Source organism: Nocardia cyriacigeorgica, from assembly GCF_005863245.1.
Lineage (GTDB): Bacteria > Actinomycetota > Actinomycetes > Mycobacteriales > Mycobacteriaceae > Nocardia > Nocardia cyriacigeorgica_C.
On sequence record NZ_VBUT01000010.1, the window covers coordinates 20852 to 34713 of the forward strand.

The following is a 13862-nucleotide window of genomic DNA, read 5'->3' on the forward strand; positions in this document are numbered from 1 at the left end:
GAAAAAATCAAGCTTGCGTGCTTGTTAATTGCGGGCTATCGTCCACGTCGAATCGTCGCAGGCGAGAAGGCCTGATGGAGCGGAATGGCGCAGCGGCGCGAAGGCCCGACTGCCGGCGCGCGGCCATCGAACGGCACAATCGGCACCATGTCCTCCGATGTCGCCGTGGTCTTCCTCTTCGCTCTCGCCGGATTCCTCATCGGCGGGGCCTACACGACCTGGAAGACCGCACGACCGCTCGCCATCGCCTTGGGCGTGTGCGCGGTGCTGGCGGCAGTGGGCGCCGTCGTCTGGCTTATCTAGCTAGCTAGCTACTCGTGAGGCGGAAGATGCGTAGATCTTCCGGCACACCACTCAATGGCGCGGCGAACATCCCTCGCCGATACGGCTTGACCGTGTACCCGAGTTCCTCGAGCACCCCTGGCGAGACCGAGCGCAGGGTGGCCTCCGACAGCATGGTGCGGCCGTTGCCGCCCGCTTCCATCACGCGCGCGGCGATGGTGACGTCGACGCCGAGCCAGTCGCCGCCGATCTCCCGTGGCGTGCCGGTGTGCAGGCCGATCCGCATCTGTGGGGTGTAGCCGTCCACGCTGACCTCGGCCAGCGCCCGCTTGGCCGCCACCGCCGCCTTCACCGCCGCGTCGGCGGTCGGGAACACCGCCATCACGCCGTCACCCATGCGTTTCACCACTTGACCGCCCCGCTCGGCGATGGGCGGCTCGATGGCCTTGGCCACCCGGCGCAGCAGTTCGAGCGTGGCCTCGTCACCGGCCGACAGCGACCATTTCGAGAACGACACCAGGTCGGTGAACATGACGGTGACTTCCTGGGTGCCCCGGCCACGGCCCACCCGCTCCAGCGCCGCCTGCCACACCTGCAACGCGCCGAAGCCGATCTCGCGTGCCGCGCTCGGGCGGGGGCCGACGAACTTGTCCGCGGCTCGCGCGACCGCGCGCGGACCTCCGGGACCGGAGACCGACAGCGGATCACCGAAGGACGGATCGCCCGGCAGCTGTTCGCGGGCCTTGCGCAGGACACCGATCACGTCAGGGCGCTGGTTGGCCGCGGTCATCAGAGCCGCGATCGCGCGCGGCCGGGGACGGCGGGAGGACCCGCCTCGAGCGGAGGAATCGGCGGCGCCGGGATCCGCGCCGTTCGCTTCCGGTTCCGGTCCGGACACCGCACCGCCGGAAGGTGTTCTGCTCACGCCCCGAGGGTATCCCAGCCGACCCGTCGCCGGTGACGGCGATAAACGGCACCGGCCCGGTGCGAAAGTTCGCACCGGGCCGGAAAGTACCGCACCGTCCGCCGGGCAGTGGCGGACGGTGCGAGGGGCGCTGACCTCCCGACAAGGTCTGCTACCCACCAACCCGAGTGGCGAGGGAGGGCAACTCGGGTAGTCCATACATTCGGGCTAGGCGTCGCGCTGGTTCACCGCGAACAGCGAAGCTCCGAACACGATCGCGACGAAGGCGATGAAGTAGAGCAGGCTGCCCCACACACCCCAGTGCCAGTTGCCGACCGGCTCTTCGACCGCGAGGAAGCGGTTGGCGTTGGCGAAGGGCAGGAACGGAGTCACATTGCGGCCGAAGCTGCCGAACGCGCCCAGCAGCGGCTCGATGAGCAGCGACCACAGCACGATCAGCGAGATCGCCGCCGCCGACTGCCGCACCAGCACGCCGACCGCGATGGCCAGCGCAACGCACAGGAAGGTGTAGATGGGCAGGCCGTAGATCGTGCGCCAGTGGCCGTCCAGCACCAGGGTGGCGGCCGCTTCGGACCCGCCGACCAGCTTGCCGACCAGGAACGCACCGAACGCGAGCACGGTGGTGAGCACGGCGCCGTAGAACCCGACGAGCGCGGTCTTGGTGAGGATCACGAGGTTGCGGTTCGGCACCGCCTGGAACGTCGTACGGATGACGCCGAAGCGGTATTCGCTGGTCACCGTGAGCGCCGCCATGATCATCAGCACCATGACGCCGAAGCCGGACACGCCCGCGGTCACGGTGCCGATGTCGAGCGAGGGCACCTCACCCGATTCGGTCCCCGCGGTGCGCACGACCAGCGCGAACAACGCCGCGAGGCCGAGGCCGAGCACGACGACGATCACCGAGCACCACCACGGTGACCTGGTCGAGGTCAGTTTGATCCGTTCCGCTTCCAGCACGCCGATCACAGCGCACCTCCCATCACCTGATCGTCGGTCCCGACGCCGCCACCGTGGTACTGCACGGCGCCGCCGGTCATCCGCATGAACGCCTCCTCCAGCGAGGCCCGCTGCGGCGCGAGTTCGAACAGCGTGATGTCGTTCGCGCCCGCCAGCTTGCCGACCGCGTCACTGGTGACGCCCGCGATCATCAGCGCCGGTCCGTCCTGGCCGGTGCCGTCCTCGCGCACGGTCATGCCGTTGGAGGTGAGAATGCTGCGCAGCTGATCGAGCTGCGGGCTGCGCACCCGCACCGACGACTCCGAGGCGCGGTCGATGAATTCCTGGGTGGTCGAATCCGAGATGAGCTTGCCGCGCCCGATCACCACCAGGTGTTCGGCGGTCTGCGCCATCTCCGAGAGCAGATGGCTCGACACCAGCACGGTGCGTCCTTCGGCGGCCAGGCGCTGCATGAACCGGCGGATCCACAGGATGCCCTCCGGGTCGAGGCCGTTGACCGGTTCGTCGAACAGCAGCACCGGCGGATCGCCGAGCAGGGCGCCGGCCAGGCCGAGGCGCTGGGACATGCCGAGGGAGAATCCGCCCGCGTTCTTACCGGCGACCTCGGACAGGCCGACCAGCCGCAGCACCTCTTCGACCCGCGATTTCGGGATGCCGTTGGAGGCGGCCATCCACTGCAGGTGAGCGCGCGCGGAACGGTTCGGATGCACCCATTTGGCGTCGAGCAGGGCGCCCACTTCGCGCAGCGGCTGGTCCAGGTCGTGGTACGGCCTGCCGTTGATCAGGGCGGTTCCGGCGGTCGGCCGGTCCAGCCCGAGGATCATGCGCATCGTGGTCGACTTACCGGCGCCGTTCGGTCCGAGGAAGCCCGTCACCTGTCCGGGACGAACGGTGAAGGTCAGATCCTGAACCGCGACGGTCTGCCCGTAGTGCTTGGTCAGGCCCTTCAGTTCGATCATGCCTACAGCATTGCGCAGAATTCGCCGGCGCGCGTCGGTATAAAGGCTTGTCGTCGATCATCCTCGAGGATGATCTAGTCCCCGGGTGGGACCCCCGGTCGTCCCGGAGTCTGCCGCGTGGTCGGCGGACTCACGACGACGGTAGTCGGCCGCCCGGGTAGGTCCGCCGTGCGGCGAACTCGGACCGCTCGGCCGATCGACGGGGCAGGCTTACCCTCGGCGTCCAGGTCGAGTCAGCCGAGGGCGGGCGAGGACGCCTGAGCCCAGAAGCGCTTGGGGATTCGCCCGGCCTCGCGCGCCAGTCGACCGGCGCGAACGGCGTCGGCCATGGCGGCGGCCATCAGCGCGGGTTGCCTGGCCCGGGTCACCGCCGTCGCCAGCAGCACCGCCGAGCAGCCCAGTTCCATGGCCAGCGCGGCATCACTGGCGGTGCCGATACCCGCGTCCAGGATCACCGGGACGCCCGCCTCGGCCACGATCATCTCGATATTGTGCGGATTGCCGATGCCGAGGCCGGTGCCGATGGGTGCGCCGAGCGGCATCACCGCCGCGCAGCCCGCCTCCTCGAGCCTGCGGGCCAGGATCGGGTCGTCATTGGTGTAGGGCAGCACCACGAAACCGGCGTCGACCAGCTTTTCCGCGGCGTCGAGCAGTTCGATCGGATCGGGCAGCAGGGTGCGCTCGTCGGCGACCACCTCGAGCTTGACCCAGTTGGTGTCGAGCGCCTCGCGGGCCAGTTGCGCGGTGAGCACCGCCTCGGCGGCCGTGCGGCAGCCGGCGGTGTTGGGCAGGGGCGCGATATCCAGGCGTTTGAGCAGGTCGAGCACGCCGGTGCCGCCTGCCGCGTCGACCCGGCGCATGGCGACGGTGGTCAGCTCGGTGCCGGAGGCCACCAGGGCCTCCTCCAGCACGGCCAGGCTCTCGGCGCCGCCGGTGCCCATGATGAGCCGGGAGCCGAACTGCCGCCCCGCGATCTCGAGTGGGGCGTCGGGGGAAACCTGGTCAGCCACCTTGGACCGCCGTCAGCACGTCGATCTGCCAGCCGCGGCCGACCGGCTCGTCCCAACGCGATTTCGGGAACACCGCGCCGTCGACGGCCAGCGCCACACCCTGACAGGGCAGATCCAGCCGGGTGAGCAGCTCGCGCACGGTGAGCGGTTCGGCGAACTCGTGGTCCTGGCCGTTCACGGTGACACCGATGGGCACAGATAGCGCGGTCATCGAACTCCTCCTGCGGATGAAACAGCCGGCGCGGACGGCGCCGAAAAGCGTTGCGGATCAGCCGAAGCCACCTCGGGCAGCGGGGCGCCCGCCAGCTCGGCCAGCACCGCGTCGGCGGTGATGGCGGTGGTGAGCATGCCGTTGCGGCCGTGGCCGGTGGCGGCGACGATTCGGTCGGTGAGCCTGCCGATCAGCGGCAGATTGTCCGGCGTGCCCGGGCGCGAGCCCGCATTCGCCTCGGCCAGTTCGTATTCGCCGATACCGGGCAGGATGGCCTCGGCGTCGGCGATCAGGTCGCGGACTCCGGCGACGGTGACCGCCACATCGAAGCCCGCCTCGTATTGCGTTGCGCCGACCACGATTCCGTCCTCGCGCGGCACCAGATACACCGGCCTGCCGTGCACCCGGGCGCGGATCACCCGGGTCGGAACGGGCTGCGCACCCGGCCGATGCCGCAGCCGCAGGATCTCACCCTTGACCGGACGCACCGGCAGCTGCGGGCACAGCCGAGCCGAGGCGGCGCCCGCGGCCAGCACGATCTGGTCGTGCGGCAGGGCATCGACGTCGTCAACGGATTCGGCTCGCACCTCGACCCCGACGGCGTCGACGGCCACGCGCAGCGCACTCAGCAGCAGTCGGTTGTCGATGGCGGGCTCGGCGGTGGCGAGCATGCCCGCGCGGACGGTGCGGGCGAGCCCCGGTTCGAGTTCGCGCACTCCGGCGCGGTCGAGAATCCGCAGGTCGTGGCCGTGGCCGCCGACCCAGTCGGCAATGGTGTGCAGGTCGGCGGCGTCGGCGGCGTCCAGCGCCACCGTCAGGGTCTGCTCGGCCACGTACACGTCGGTGCCGGTGGTGGCTTCCAGCCGCGCGGCGAACACGGGCCAGTGCGCGAGGGCGGCGGCGCCGAATGCGAGGACGGCGTCCTCACCCGGCCAGCCCTCCGACAGCGGCGCCAGCATTCCGCCGGCAACCCAGGAGGCGCCGGAGGCGACAGCCGGATCGAACAGGGTGACCGTCCACCCGGCCTCCGCGGCCCGCCATGCCGCGGCGAGCCCGATGGCGCCGCCACCGACGACGGCCAGAGTGGGCATCGGTTCCTCCTCGTGTTCGCATACCCACGGTAGCGCGGCTACGGTCGAAGGCGTGCAACCCTCCCACCCGAACCGACCGCTGCCGCCACGGGAGCGCCTGGCTACCGCGCGGTTGTATCTGTGCACCGACGCCCGACGGGAAAAGGGCGATCTGGCCAAGTTCGCCGAGGCCGCGCTCGCCGGCGGTGTCGACATCATCCAGCTACGCGACAAGGGGTCACCGGGCGAGCAGAAGTTCGGCCCGCTCGAGGCCAAGGCGGAGCTCGGCGCCCTCGCCGAATTGAAGGCCGCCGCCCGCAGGCACGGCGCGCTCGTCGCGGTGAACGACCGGGCCGATCTGGCGCTCGCCGCGGGTGCGGACGTGCTGCATCTCGGTCAGGGCGATCTGCCGCCGTGGTACGCGCGCCGCATCCTCGGCCCCGACGTGGTGATCGGCCGCTCCACCCACAATCGCGCGCAGGCCGGGCTGGCCGCCATCGACGAGCACATCGATTACTTCTGCACCGGACCGGTCTGGGCGACGCCGACCAAACCGAACCGCCAAGCCGCCGGGCTCGACCTGGTCCGCTCCACGGCCGAAGCGCATCCGACGCGTCCGTGGTTCGCCATCGGCGGTATCGATGCGGAGCGGCTGCCCGAGGTGCTGGAGGCGGGCGCCGACCGGGTCGTTGTGGTCCGGGCGATCACCGAGGCGCGAGATCCCGAAGCCGCGGCGCGCGAGCTCAAGGCCGCATTGCTCGCCAACGTCTGAGCACGCGGGGCACAGGCCGACCACATAGGTCGCCGATCAGGTCGTGGATCGAGCGGCCGATCGGACGCGGACGCTCAACCGCCGAGTCCACCGCCGGACCGCGCTAATGCGGGCCGACCGGAGATCACCGGCGACTGGCCGGGCAGGCGGGTGCCGAACGCTCAGGACAGGATCTGGCCCGTCGTCAAAGCCAGCGTCCGAGCGGGTTCTGGCCGGTCCTGCACGGAATCGTGCTCGGTGAGATCAGCGAGCCCTTCGATGATCGTGGCGAAATCGCCCGGCCCGTCGGCCACGGCGTGCAGCCAGATGAACCCCTGCTCCGCGAGATCGACGGTGCGGGGCAGGGCGGCGGCCAAGGCGGGCGCTTGGGCGATACCGGCCAGGTCCACCCGAGCGGGGACGGCGCGCAGTTCGGGCCAGGCGAGGGCGAAGCCGGGATGCAGCGGCCTGGCGTCCACTTCGTCTTCGGGTACCCAGGCCAGCTCGACACTTTCCCGGTTGGCGCTGGTCGCCAAGGTGTGCGCCGCATCGGCGACCACGGTCGTGTAGGTCCAGCCGCTCGGCGCGCAGGCCGTCACCCGTTCGGCGCGCACCCGCAGATCGGTCGAGGCGATTCCGGCTTCCTCCCAGGCCTCTCGGACGGCGGCGTGCATGGGCGTCTCATGGCTGTCGCGGGCGCCGCCGGGCAGCGCCCAGGTGCCGCCCTGATGACTCCACGGCGCACGATGCTGCAACAGGACCGCCGAGCCGCCGCCCTCCAGCGGCGCCCGCAGCAGTAGACCGGCAGCCCCGAACTTTCCCCAGTGGCGGACCCCATCCGGTCCGCGCGACCAGCCGTCGCCGTCACCACGCATTTCGCACCATCCTCGTCACCTGGCACTCCTATAGTGCCGCACGCGCCGCCTGGAGTGGGCGGCCTCCGCGCGACACCCGGCCGACCCGGCCGGGATCGGCCACACGCCCCACACATCGGCCTCCGGGCACTAACCTTGGCCGGTTACCGACGTCGACGGCCGGTCACAGAGACCGGATGAGTTGTCGGCGCACGGGATGGGGCCAGACAGAATAGGCTCCGAAACAGCGCAAACAGGCGCCCCTGAGCGGGGAGGTGGACATGACGCGGTTGGCAGCGGATCGGGCGGCGGCGGTACAGGAGCCGGCGACCGATTCCGAGCCGCCGAACGGGAGTGGGCGACGGCTCCCGGTGCGTCCGCATGTGCGGGCGATGCGTGAGCAGCTCGACCCGGCCAATCTACGATCCTTCGCCCGGTCCACGCCGGGCCGGCTGATCGGAGTCGGCCTACTACTCGCCGTGGTGTGCCTGGCCGCCGGCGCGACGACGGCGGCGACGGTCAACGAACGCCAGAACGGGCTCGACGTGCTCCTGGTCGAAACCGAACCCGATGCGCACTCCGCACACCGGATCTACACCTCGCTCTCGGTGGCCGACGCCGCCGCCGCGACCGCGTTCATCTCCGGCGGCCTGGAACCACAGCACGTGCGCGACCGCTACAGCCAGGCGGTCGGCGAATCGGCGGCCGAACTCGCCGCACTGTCCGGCGAAGGCCCGGACCAGCGGCTGCGCACCGGCATCGCGACCGGGCTCCCGGTGTACACCGGGTTGATCGAGACGGCGCGAGCCAACAACCGCAGCGGGTATCCGGTGGGCGCGGCCTACCTGAGTGAAGCGTCGAATCAGATGCAGACCAGGCTGCTGCCGATGGCGGGCGAACTCCAGCAGCATCGCTCCGACGCGGTCGACGACGCACAGCGACGTCATGTCCGGCCGCCGTGGATCGCGATCGCCTTGCTGGTCCTCGCCCTGGCCGGGTTGATCTGGGCCCAGGTCGATTTCGCGCGCCGCTGGCACCGCACGTTCAATCCCGGACTGCTGCTCGCCGCAGGCGCGGTGCTGCTGTTGCTGGTCTGGACAGTGGTGGCGGGATCCATCTCGGCCACCGCGATGATCCGCGGCCGCGATGACGCCGCCCGTGCGGCCGACCGCCTGACCGAAAGCCGCATCCTGGCCCAGCAGGCCAGGTCCGCGGAAACCCTGAAGCTGGTGCGCCGCGATGCCACCGGCGACTACGACCTCACCTACGACGCCAACCGCACTAGACTCACCGAACTGCTCGCCGACGACGCCCCGGGCGCCGCGGATGCCCGTGCGGCACTCGACCGTTGGCATAGCGCGCATCAACGGATGAACGAGGCCCTCGACCGTGGCGATTTCGTCGCCGCCGCCGCGGTGGCGACCGGTCCTGGCGCCGACGATTCCGCCGCCCAGGTGGACGCGCTCGATCACGCGCTGGCCTCCGGAATCGCCGATACCAGGGACACCTTGCGCGACGACATCTCTCAGAGCGCGCGCGTGCTGGACTTCCTCGCCCCCGGCGCGCTGATCCTCGGCATCCTCGGCGCGGCCTGCGTCGCCCTCGGTGTCTGGCCCCGACTGCGGGAGTATCGATGAAAACCGTTCGCACGGCGCTAGTTTTCGCCGCGGTCGCACTGATCGGCGGCTGCACCGCGGAGCCGGTCACCCGCACCGGCATCGACGGTATAGATTTCACCGAGCCGCCGCTGCCGGCGCAAGCGGCCACCATCGGGACCGACACGAGCGTGTCACCGAAACCCGAACCCGATTGCGGCGATCCGACCGCGAGCCTGCGGCCCGACAACGCCACCAGCGGGCCGACTCTCGACGCCATCCGCGCCCGTGGGCGACTGGTGGTCGGCTTGGACGCCGGCTCCAACCTGTTCAGCTTCCGCGATCCGATCAGCGGCGCGATCGTCGGCTTCGACGCCGATATCGCTCGCGAGGTCGCCCGTGATCTGCTCGGCAGCCCGGATCTGATCGAGTACCGCAGCCTGTCCTCGGCCGACCGGGAGAAGGCGCTGCAAGAGCATTCGGTCGATCTGGTGGTCAAGACCATGACCGTGACTTGCGATCGGCGGCAACGGGTGTCGTTCTCCACGGTCTATCTGCTCGCACATCAGCGGGTGCTCGCGGTGAAGGGCTCCGGTATCGAAAGCCTGGCCGACCTGGCCGGCAAGCGGGTCTGCGTGGTGGCGGGCACCACCTCGGTGGACCACATCCGCCGCTACGAGCCGAAGGCCACCATCCTGACCGTGCCCACCTGGGCCGACTGCCTGGTGGTGCTGCAACAGCGCCAGGTCGACGCCGTCAGCACCGACGACGCGATCCTGGCCGGCCTGGCCGCACAGGACCCCTACACCCACATCGTCGGCCCGAGCATCAGCGACGAGCCGTACGGCATCGGCATCTCCAAGGGCAACGACGATCTGGTGCGCTTCGTCAACCGCACCCTGGCCCGCATCCGCGCCGACGGCACCTGGACCCAGATCTACGACCGCTGGCTGTCGGTCCTCGGCGATACCCCCCGCCCGCCCGAACCGGTCTACCAGGACTGACCATGCACGACACCGGCGTCGACCCAGAAGAACCCGCGGCATCCGGCGATGCCGCGGGAGCTGGTGATGCCATGGACGCCGGTGGTGCTGCGGACGCCGGTGCGCGCCGACCTGCCACCGACCCGGCCGACTCCGAACCCACCCGCCCCGCACAACGCCCGTCCACCACCCGCGGTCGCCACGCCAAGGCCGACACCGGAGCCACACCTCGGCCTTTCGATGCTCCCGTGCCGACTCCGGATACGTCGGCGCCGCTCCACGGAGCAACCTCGTCGCCCCCCGACCCGCAAGCTCCGTCGGCCCGGGAACCGGGCGACGGGGAATCGCGCGACGTCGGCGAGGGTGACCGACCTCCGCCGCCCGCACCGGCCGGGATACCTGCTCCGACCACCATGTTCACACCCGAGCACGCTCCGCAGGCCTTCCCCGGCACGCACGCTGATTCCGGGGCGCAGGAGGTCCCGCACACCCCAGCAGTCGCAGGCAGCTCTGCCGACGACGCAATCCAGGCGCTTCCAGGCACCCAAGCCGCCCACGGCGGCCGAGCCGACGACAGCGCGCAGCCATCACCGGGCACCCAGGCCTTCCCGGGACCTCAGGATTCGGCGGGCACCCAACTCGGCCCCGGCACCCAGGCTTTCCCCGGAACCGAGGCAACCCCTGGACGCACCCGCACCCCGGCGAGCGATTCGGCCGCCACCATGCGGACCTCGGGCCGCAGCGTGCGGACGGCACTCTCCCGTCCCGCGGTGCGGAAGTTGGGCGCCGGGCTGGTGGAGATTCCGACGGTGGAACCTGCCGATCCGCGCGAGGCGGTGCTACCGGATCCCGTTGTGGCGGAGGGCAAACGGTTCTGCTGGCGGTGCAGTTCGCCGGTCGGCAGGACGACGCCGACGCATCCGGGGACCACGGTCGGCACCTGCGACAACTGTGGCGCGCCGTTCGATTTCCGCCCCTCCCTGCATCCGGGCGACATGGTATCGGGGCAGTACGAGATCCAGGGCTGCCTGGCGCATGGCGGGCTGGGGTGGATCTATCTGGCGATCGACCGCAATGTCAGCGATCGGTGGGTGGTGCTCAAGGGGTTGCTGCACGCCAAGGACGCGGAGGCGCAGGCGGTCGCGATGGCGGAGCGGCAGTTCCTGGCCGAGGTGGCGCATCCGAGCATCGTCAAGATCCACAATTTCGTGGAGCACACCGGTTCGGACGGCACCACGGTCGGCTACATCGTCATGGAGTACGTGGGCGGCCGCTCGCTGCGCGACATCCTCGACAGTTATCCGCGGCCCGAGCGGATGCCGATCGCCGAGGCCATCGCGTATGTGCTCGAGGTCTTGCCCGCGTTGGACCACTTACATTCGATCGGCCTCACCTACAACGACCTCAAACCCGACAACGTCATGGTGACCGAGGACCAGGTGAAGATCATCGACCTCGGCGCCGTCGCCACCATCGAGGCGTACGGGAATCTCTACGGCACCAGGGGTTTCCAGGCGCCGGAGATCGCCAAGACCGGGCCGACCGTCGCCACCGACATCTACACGGTCGGCCGCACGCTGGCCGTGCTGACCGTCGACATGCCGATGGAGCACGGGCGCTACCTCGACGGCATCCCCGACCCGGCCGAGCATCCGGTGCTGGCCGAGCACGAGTTCTTCTACCGGCTGCTGCTGTGCGCCACCGATCCGGATCCGGCCCGCCGCTTCCCTTCCGCTCGCGCCATGTCCGCGCAGCTGGCCGGGGTACTGCGCGAGATCCTGGCGATGCAGACCGGCGTCGAACATCCACAACTGTCCACAGTGTTCACTCCACAGCGCGCCGGGTTCGGCACCGAGGAGCTGATCGGGCAGACCGACGCCTACGCCGACGGCATCCCACGCAGCACCAAGCTGTCCGCGCGCGAGGTGGCACTTGCGCTTCCGGTGCCGCTCGTCGACCCGGCCGATCCGTCCGCACCGCTGCTGTCGGCCGCCGTGCACCCGGACCCGGAGCACGCCCTGGAGGCGCTGGACGACGCGCGAGAACGGGCCGCCGCCGACCCGGACAACGCACCACCGAATCTCGACGCGGAGCTGCGGTTGGCGGAGGCGCGCGTGCATCTGGACCGCGGCGAGCCCGCGGCGGTGACGCATGTGCTCGCCGGTATCCCGGCGGCCGCCCGCGATTGGCGCGTGGATTGGTACACCGGCCTGGCCGAGCTGGTGGAACTCGATTTCGAGAAGGCGTTCGCCCGTTTCGACGCCGTGCTGAGTGTGCTGCCCGGCGAGATCGCGCCCAAGCTGGCGCTCGCCGCGACCGCCGAACTCGTGCTGCAACACTGGGATTCGCCCGACCCCGAACAGTGGCGCGCCTACGCGCAGAAGTTCTACGCCACCGTCTGGCGCACCGACCACGGCGTGGTGAGCGCGGCGTTCGGCCTGTCCAGGCAGCTGATCGCGGCCGGCCGGGTCGACGACGCGGTGCACGCCCTCGACGAAGTGCCCGCCACCTCCCGCTACTTCACCACCGCGCGGATGACCGCCGTCCTGCTGCTGCTCACCGCGGCTCCGCCCGCCGAACTCGATGAGACCACCCTGCATTTCGCGGCCGCCCGCGTCCAGGCCTTACCGTCGAACGAGCACCGCTCGGTGCAGTTGCGGCTGCTGGTGCTCGGCACCGCCCTGGCCTGGTTGCAGGCCGGCCACACCCCCAAACGCCCGGACGCGACCCTGCTTGGCGAGCCGTTCACCGAACGCGATCTGCGCGACGGCACCGAAGCGGGCCTGCGCACCCTGGCTCGCATCTCCCCCAACCGCACTCATCGCTACGCACTGGTCGATCTCGCCAACGCCATCCGGGCGCAGACCTGGTTCTGAGCACGTCGGCAGGTGCGGAGCCACACCCCTCGAACACGCCGGCAGATGCGCGGCTCGCACGTCGAACACGCCGGCGGTGCTCGGCCTACCCCTGCTCGGCGACGACCGTCCGCGCAGCGCGCGCGATGGCGAGTTCCTCGTTCGTCGGCACGACGAGCACGGCAACCTCCGCGCCGGCGGGCGAAATGAACCGCGCTGAGCGGTCTTTCGCGGTATTCCGTTCCGGATCGACAGCGATCCCGAACCGCTCGAGCCCGGCCAGCGCGTCCGCGCGCACATCCGGGCTGTTCTCCCCCACGCCGGCGGTGAAGGTGATCGCGTCCACGCCGCCGAGTTCGATCAGGTAGGCGCCGAGGTAGCGGCGCAGCCGGTGGATGTACACGTCATAGGCCAGTCGCGCGGCCTGATCACCGCCGTCGATGAGCCTGCGCAGTTCACGGAAATCGTTGACGCCGGACAGGCCCTTGAGGCCCGAATTGCGGTTGAGCAGCTGGTCGACCCGGTCGATGTCCATATTCGCGGTGCGCATCAGATGCGCGATGATGCCGGGGTCCAGATCGCCGGAGCGGGTACCCATGACCAGGCCCTCCAGCGGGGTCAGGCCCATCGTGGTATCGATCGGCCTGCCGTCGCGGATGGCCGACGCCGAGGCGCCGTTGCCGAGGTGGAAGACGATCTGCGAGACCTCTTCCGGCGCCCGCCCGAGCACTTCGGCCGCCCGGCGGGACACGTACTCGTGCGAGGTCCCGTGGAATCCGTACCGCCGAATACCGTGTGCCTGAGCCACTTTCGCGTCGATCGCGTAGGTCTTCGCGGCACCGGGCAGGTCGTGGAAGAACGCGGTATCGAACACCGCCACCTGCGGGGTATCGGGCAGCAGTTCCCGCACGGCTTCGATACCCATGACATTGGCCGGATTGTGCAGCGGCGCGAGCGCGGACAGTTCGGAGATGGTGGCGATGGCGCGATCGTCGAGCAGCGTCGGCCGGTAGAACACCTCGCCGCCGTGCACCACCCGATGCCCGACCGCGGCCACCCCCTCGCCGGACAGGTCGTGCCCGGACTCGGCGAACATCCGGAACGCCAGTCGCAGCCCGGCGGTGTGATCGGCGATCGGGCCGCGGCGCTCAACCGTCCGCCCGTCCACGGTGTGCACGACGCGGCCGTCGTCCTCACCGATGCGCTCCACCAGCCCGGACGCCGCCACCACCCCGGAATCGGGCTCCAGCAGTTGATATTTGATCGATGACGAGCCGGAGTTGATGACCAGCACCCGTTCGTTACCCATCACGCCTCCTCCGCCGCCGGCGCGAGCACCGCACCGGCACACCACCGGTAACCCGGCCCCCGCCCCGCTTGTTCCGCCCCTGTGACCGGCCCGACAGC

13 protein-coding genes are annotated in these 13862 nt (G+C 70.3%); 5 read left to right on the forward strand and 8 right to left on the reverse strand.

Annotated features, from left to right (window positions below; all coding sequences use genetic code 11):
- Nucleotides 1-147: 147 nt before the first annotated feature.
- Nucleotides 148-303, forward strand: coding sequence for a hypothetical protein (locus FEK34_RS30140; protein ID WP_014353372.1), 156 nt, complete (start codon nt 148-150; stop codon nt 301-303).
- 4 nt (nt 304-307) lie between these two features.
- Here the strand turns inward: FEK34_RS30140 and FEK34_RS23245 are convergent, their stop codons facing one another.
- From FEK34_RS23245 to thiO, 6 genes are all read right to left on the reverse strand, one after another.
- Nucleotides 308-1180, reverse strand: a complete 873-nt coding sequence (locus FEK34_RS23245) for an adenylate/guanylate cyclase domain-containing protein (protein ID WP_171048365.1) — start codon at nt 1178-1180, stop codon at nt 308-310.
- A gap of 234 nt (nt 1181-1414) precedes the next feature.
- Nucleotides 1415-2173 carry an ABC transporter permease gene (locus tag FEK34_RS23250; RefSeq protein WP_138451376.1) on the reverse strand — a complete coding sequence of 253 codons (759 nt, stop codon included), beginning with the start codon at nt 2171-2173 and terminating at the stop codon, nt 1415-1417.
- Nucleotides 2173-3126: an ABC transporter ATP-binding protein gene (locus FEK34_RS23255; RefSeq protein ID WP_138450999.1), complete on the reverse strand. Its 954-nt coding sequence runs from the start codon at nt 3124-3126 to the stop codon at nt 2173-2175. Before FEK34_RS23255 ends, FEK34_RS23250 begins: the two co-directional genes overlap by 1 nt.
- A 233-nt stretch (nt 3127-3359) precedes the next feature.
- Entirely contained in the window at nt 3360-4136 is a 777-nt protein-coding gene (locus tag FEK34_RS23260; protein WP_138451001.1) for a thiazole synthase, read from the reverse strand.
- Nucleotides 4129-4347 carry a sulfur carrier protein ThiS gene (gene thiS, locus FEK34_RS23265; RefSeq protein ID WP_138451003.1) on the reverse strand — a complete coding sequence of 73 codons (219 nt, stop codon included), beginning with the start codon at nt 4345-4347 and terminating at the stop codon, nt 4129-4131. Before thiS ends, FEK34_RS23260 begins: the two co-directional genes overlap by 8 nt.
- On the reverse strand, nt 4344-5438 hold the full coding sequence (thiO, locus tag FEK34_RS23270; RefSeq protein ID WP_138451005.1) for a glycine oxidase ThiO: 1095 nt from the start codon (nt 5436-5438) through the stop codon (nt 4344-4346). Before thiO ends, thiS begins: the two co-directional genes overlap by 4 nt.
- 52 nt (nt 5439-5490) lie before the next feature.
- Here thiO and thiE point away from each other — a divergent pair, with 52 nt between their 5' ends.
- On the forward strand, nt 5491-6189 hold the full coding sequence (gene thiE / locus FEK34_RS23275; protein ID WP_138451007.1) for a thiamine phosphate synthase: 699 nt from the start codon (nt 5491-5493) through the stop codon (nt 6187-6189).
- 161 nt (nt 6190-6350) lie between these two features.
- Here thiE and FEK34_RS23280 read toward each other — a convergent pair whose 3' ends face one another.
- Complete coding sequence (locus FEK34_RS23280) at nt 6351-7043, reverse strand: NUDIX hydrolase (protein WP_138451009.1); 693 nt, start codon at nt 7041-7043, stop codon at nt 6351-6353.
- Between the two features lie 260 nt (nt 7044-7303).
- Between FEK34_RS23280 and FEK34_RS23285 the strand changes: the two genes are divergently transcribed.
- The 3 genes from FEK34_RS23285 to FEK34_RS23295 all read left to right on the forward strand — a co-directional run bounded on the left by FEK34_RS23285 (nt 7304) and on the right by FEK34_RS23295 (nt 12476).
- Nucleotides 7304-8659, forward strand: a complete 1356-nt coding sequence (locus tag FEK34_RS23285) for a hypothetical protein (RefSeq protein ID WP_138451011.1) — start codon at nt 7304-7306, stop codon at nt 8657-8659.
- The gene (locus tag FEK34_RS23290) at nt 8656-9621 is read left to right on the forward strand and encodes a glutamate ABC transporter substrate-binding protein (protein WP_138451014.1); all 966 of its coding nucleotides are present in this window, start codon (nt 8656-8658) and stop codon (nt 9619-9621) included. Before FEK34_RS23285 ends, FEK34_RS23290 begins: the two co-directional genes overlap by 4 nt.
- 392 nt (nt 9622-10013) lie before the next feature.
- Complete coding sequence (locus FEK34_RS23295) at nt 10014-12476, forward strand: serine/threonine-protein kinase PknG (RefSeq protein WP_249359522.1); 2463 nt, start codon at nt 10014-10016, stop codon at nt 12474-12476.
- Between the two features lie 85 nt (nt 12477-12561).
- On the opposite strand, the gene FEK34_RS23300 is transcribed toward FEK34_RS23295, so the two are convergent.
- Nucleotides 12562-13764 (reverse strand): acetate kinase, encoded by a 1203-nt coding sequence (locus FEK34_RS23300; protein WP_138451016.1) that lies wholly within the window; start codon nt 13762-13764, stop codon nt 12562-12564.
- Nucleotides 13765-13862 lie beyond the last annotated feature (98 nt).

What these genes read in the sequence shown, in the direction of transcription:
- FEK34_RS23280 (WP_138451009.1), bottom strand. Translation starts at nt 7,043, where the DNA reads ATGCGTGGTGACGGCGACGGCTGGTCGCGCGGACCGGATGGGGTCCGC.
- FEK34_RS23255 (WP_138450999.1), bottom strand. Translation starts at nt 3,126, where the DNA reads ATGATCGAACTGAAGGGCCTGACCAAGCACTACGGGCAGACCGTCGCG.
- FEK34_RS23290 (WP_138451014.1), top strand. Translation starts at nt 8,656, where the DNA reads ATGAAAACCGTTCGCACGGCGCTAGTTTTCGCCGCGGTCGCACTGATC.
- FEK34_RS23295 (WP_249359522.1), top strand. Translation starts at nt 10,014, where the DNA reads ATGTTCACACCCGAGCACGCTCCGCAGGCCTTCCCCGGCACGCACGCT.
- thiO (WP_138451005.1), bottom strand. Translation starts at nt 5,438, where the DNA reads ATGCCCACTCTGGCCGTCGTCGGTGGCGGCGCCATCGGGCTCGCCGCG.
- FEK34_RS23285 (WP_138451011.1), top strand. Translation starts at nt 7,304, where the DNA reads ATGACGCGGTTGGCAGCGGATCGGGCGGCGGCGGTACAGGAGCCGGCG.
- FEK34_RS23300 (WP_138451016.1), bottom strand. Translation starts at nt 13,764, where the DNA reads ATGGGTAACGAACGGGTGCTGGTCATCAACTCCGGCTCGTCATCGATC.
- FEK34_RS30140 (WP_014353372.1), top strand. Translation starts at nt 148, where the DNA reads ATGTCCTCCGATGTCGCCGTGGTCTTCCTCTTCGCTCTCGCCGGATTC.
- thiS (WP_138451003.1), bottom strand. Translation starts at nt 4,347, where the DNA reads ATGACCGCGCTATCTGTGCCCATCGGTGTCACCGTGAACGGCCAGGAC.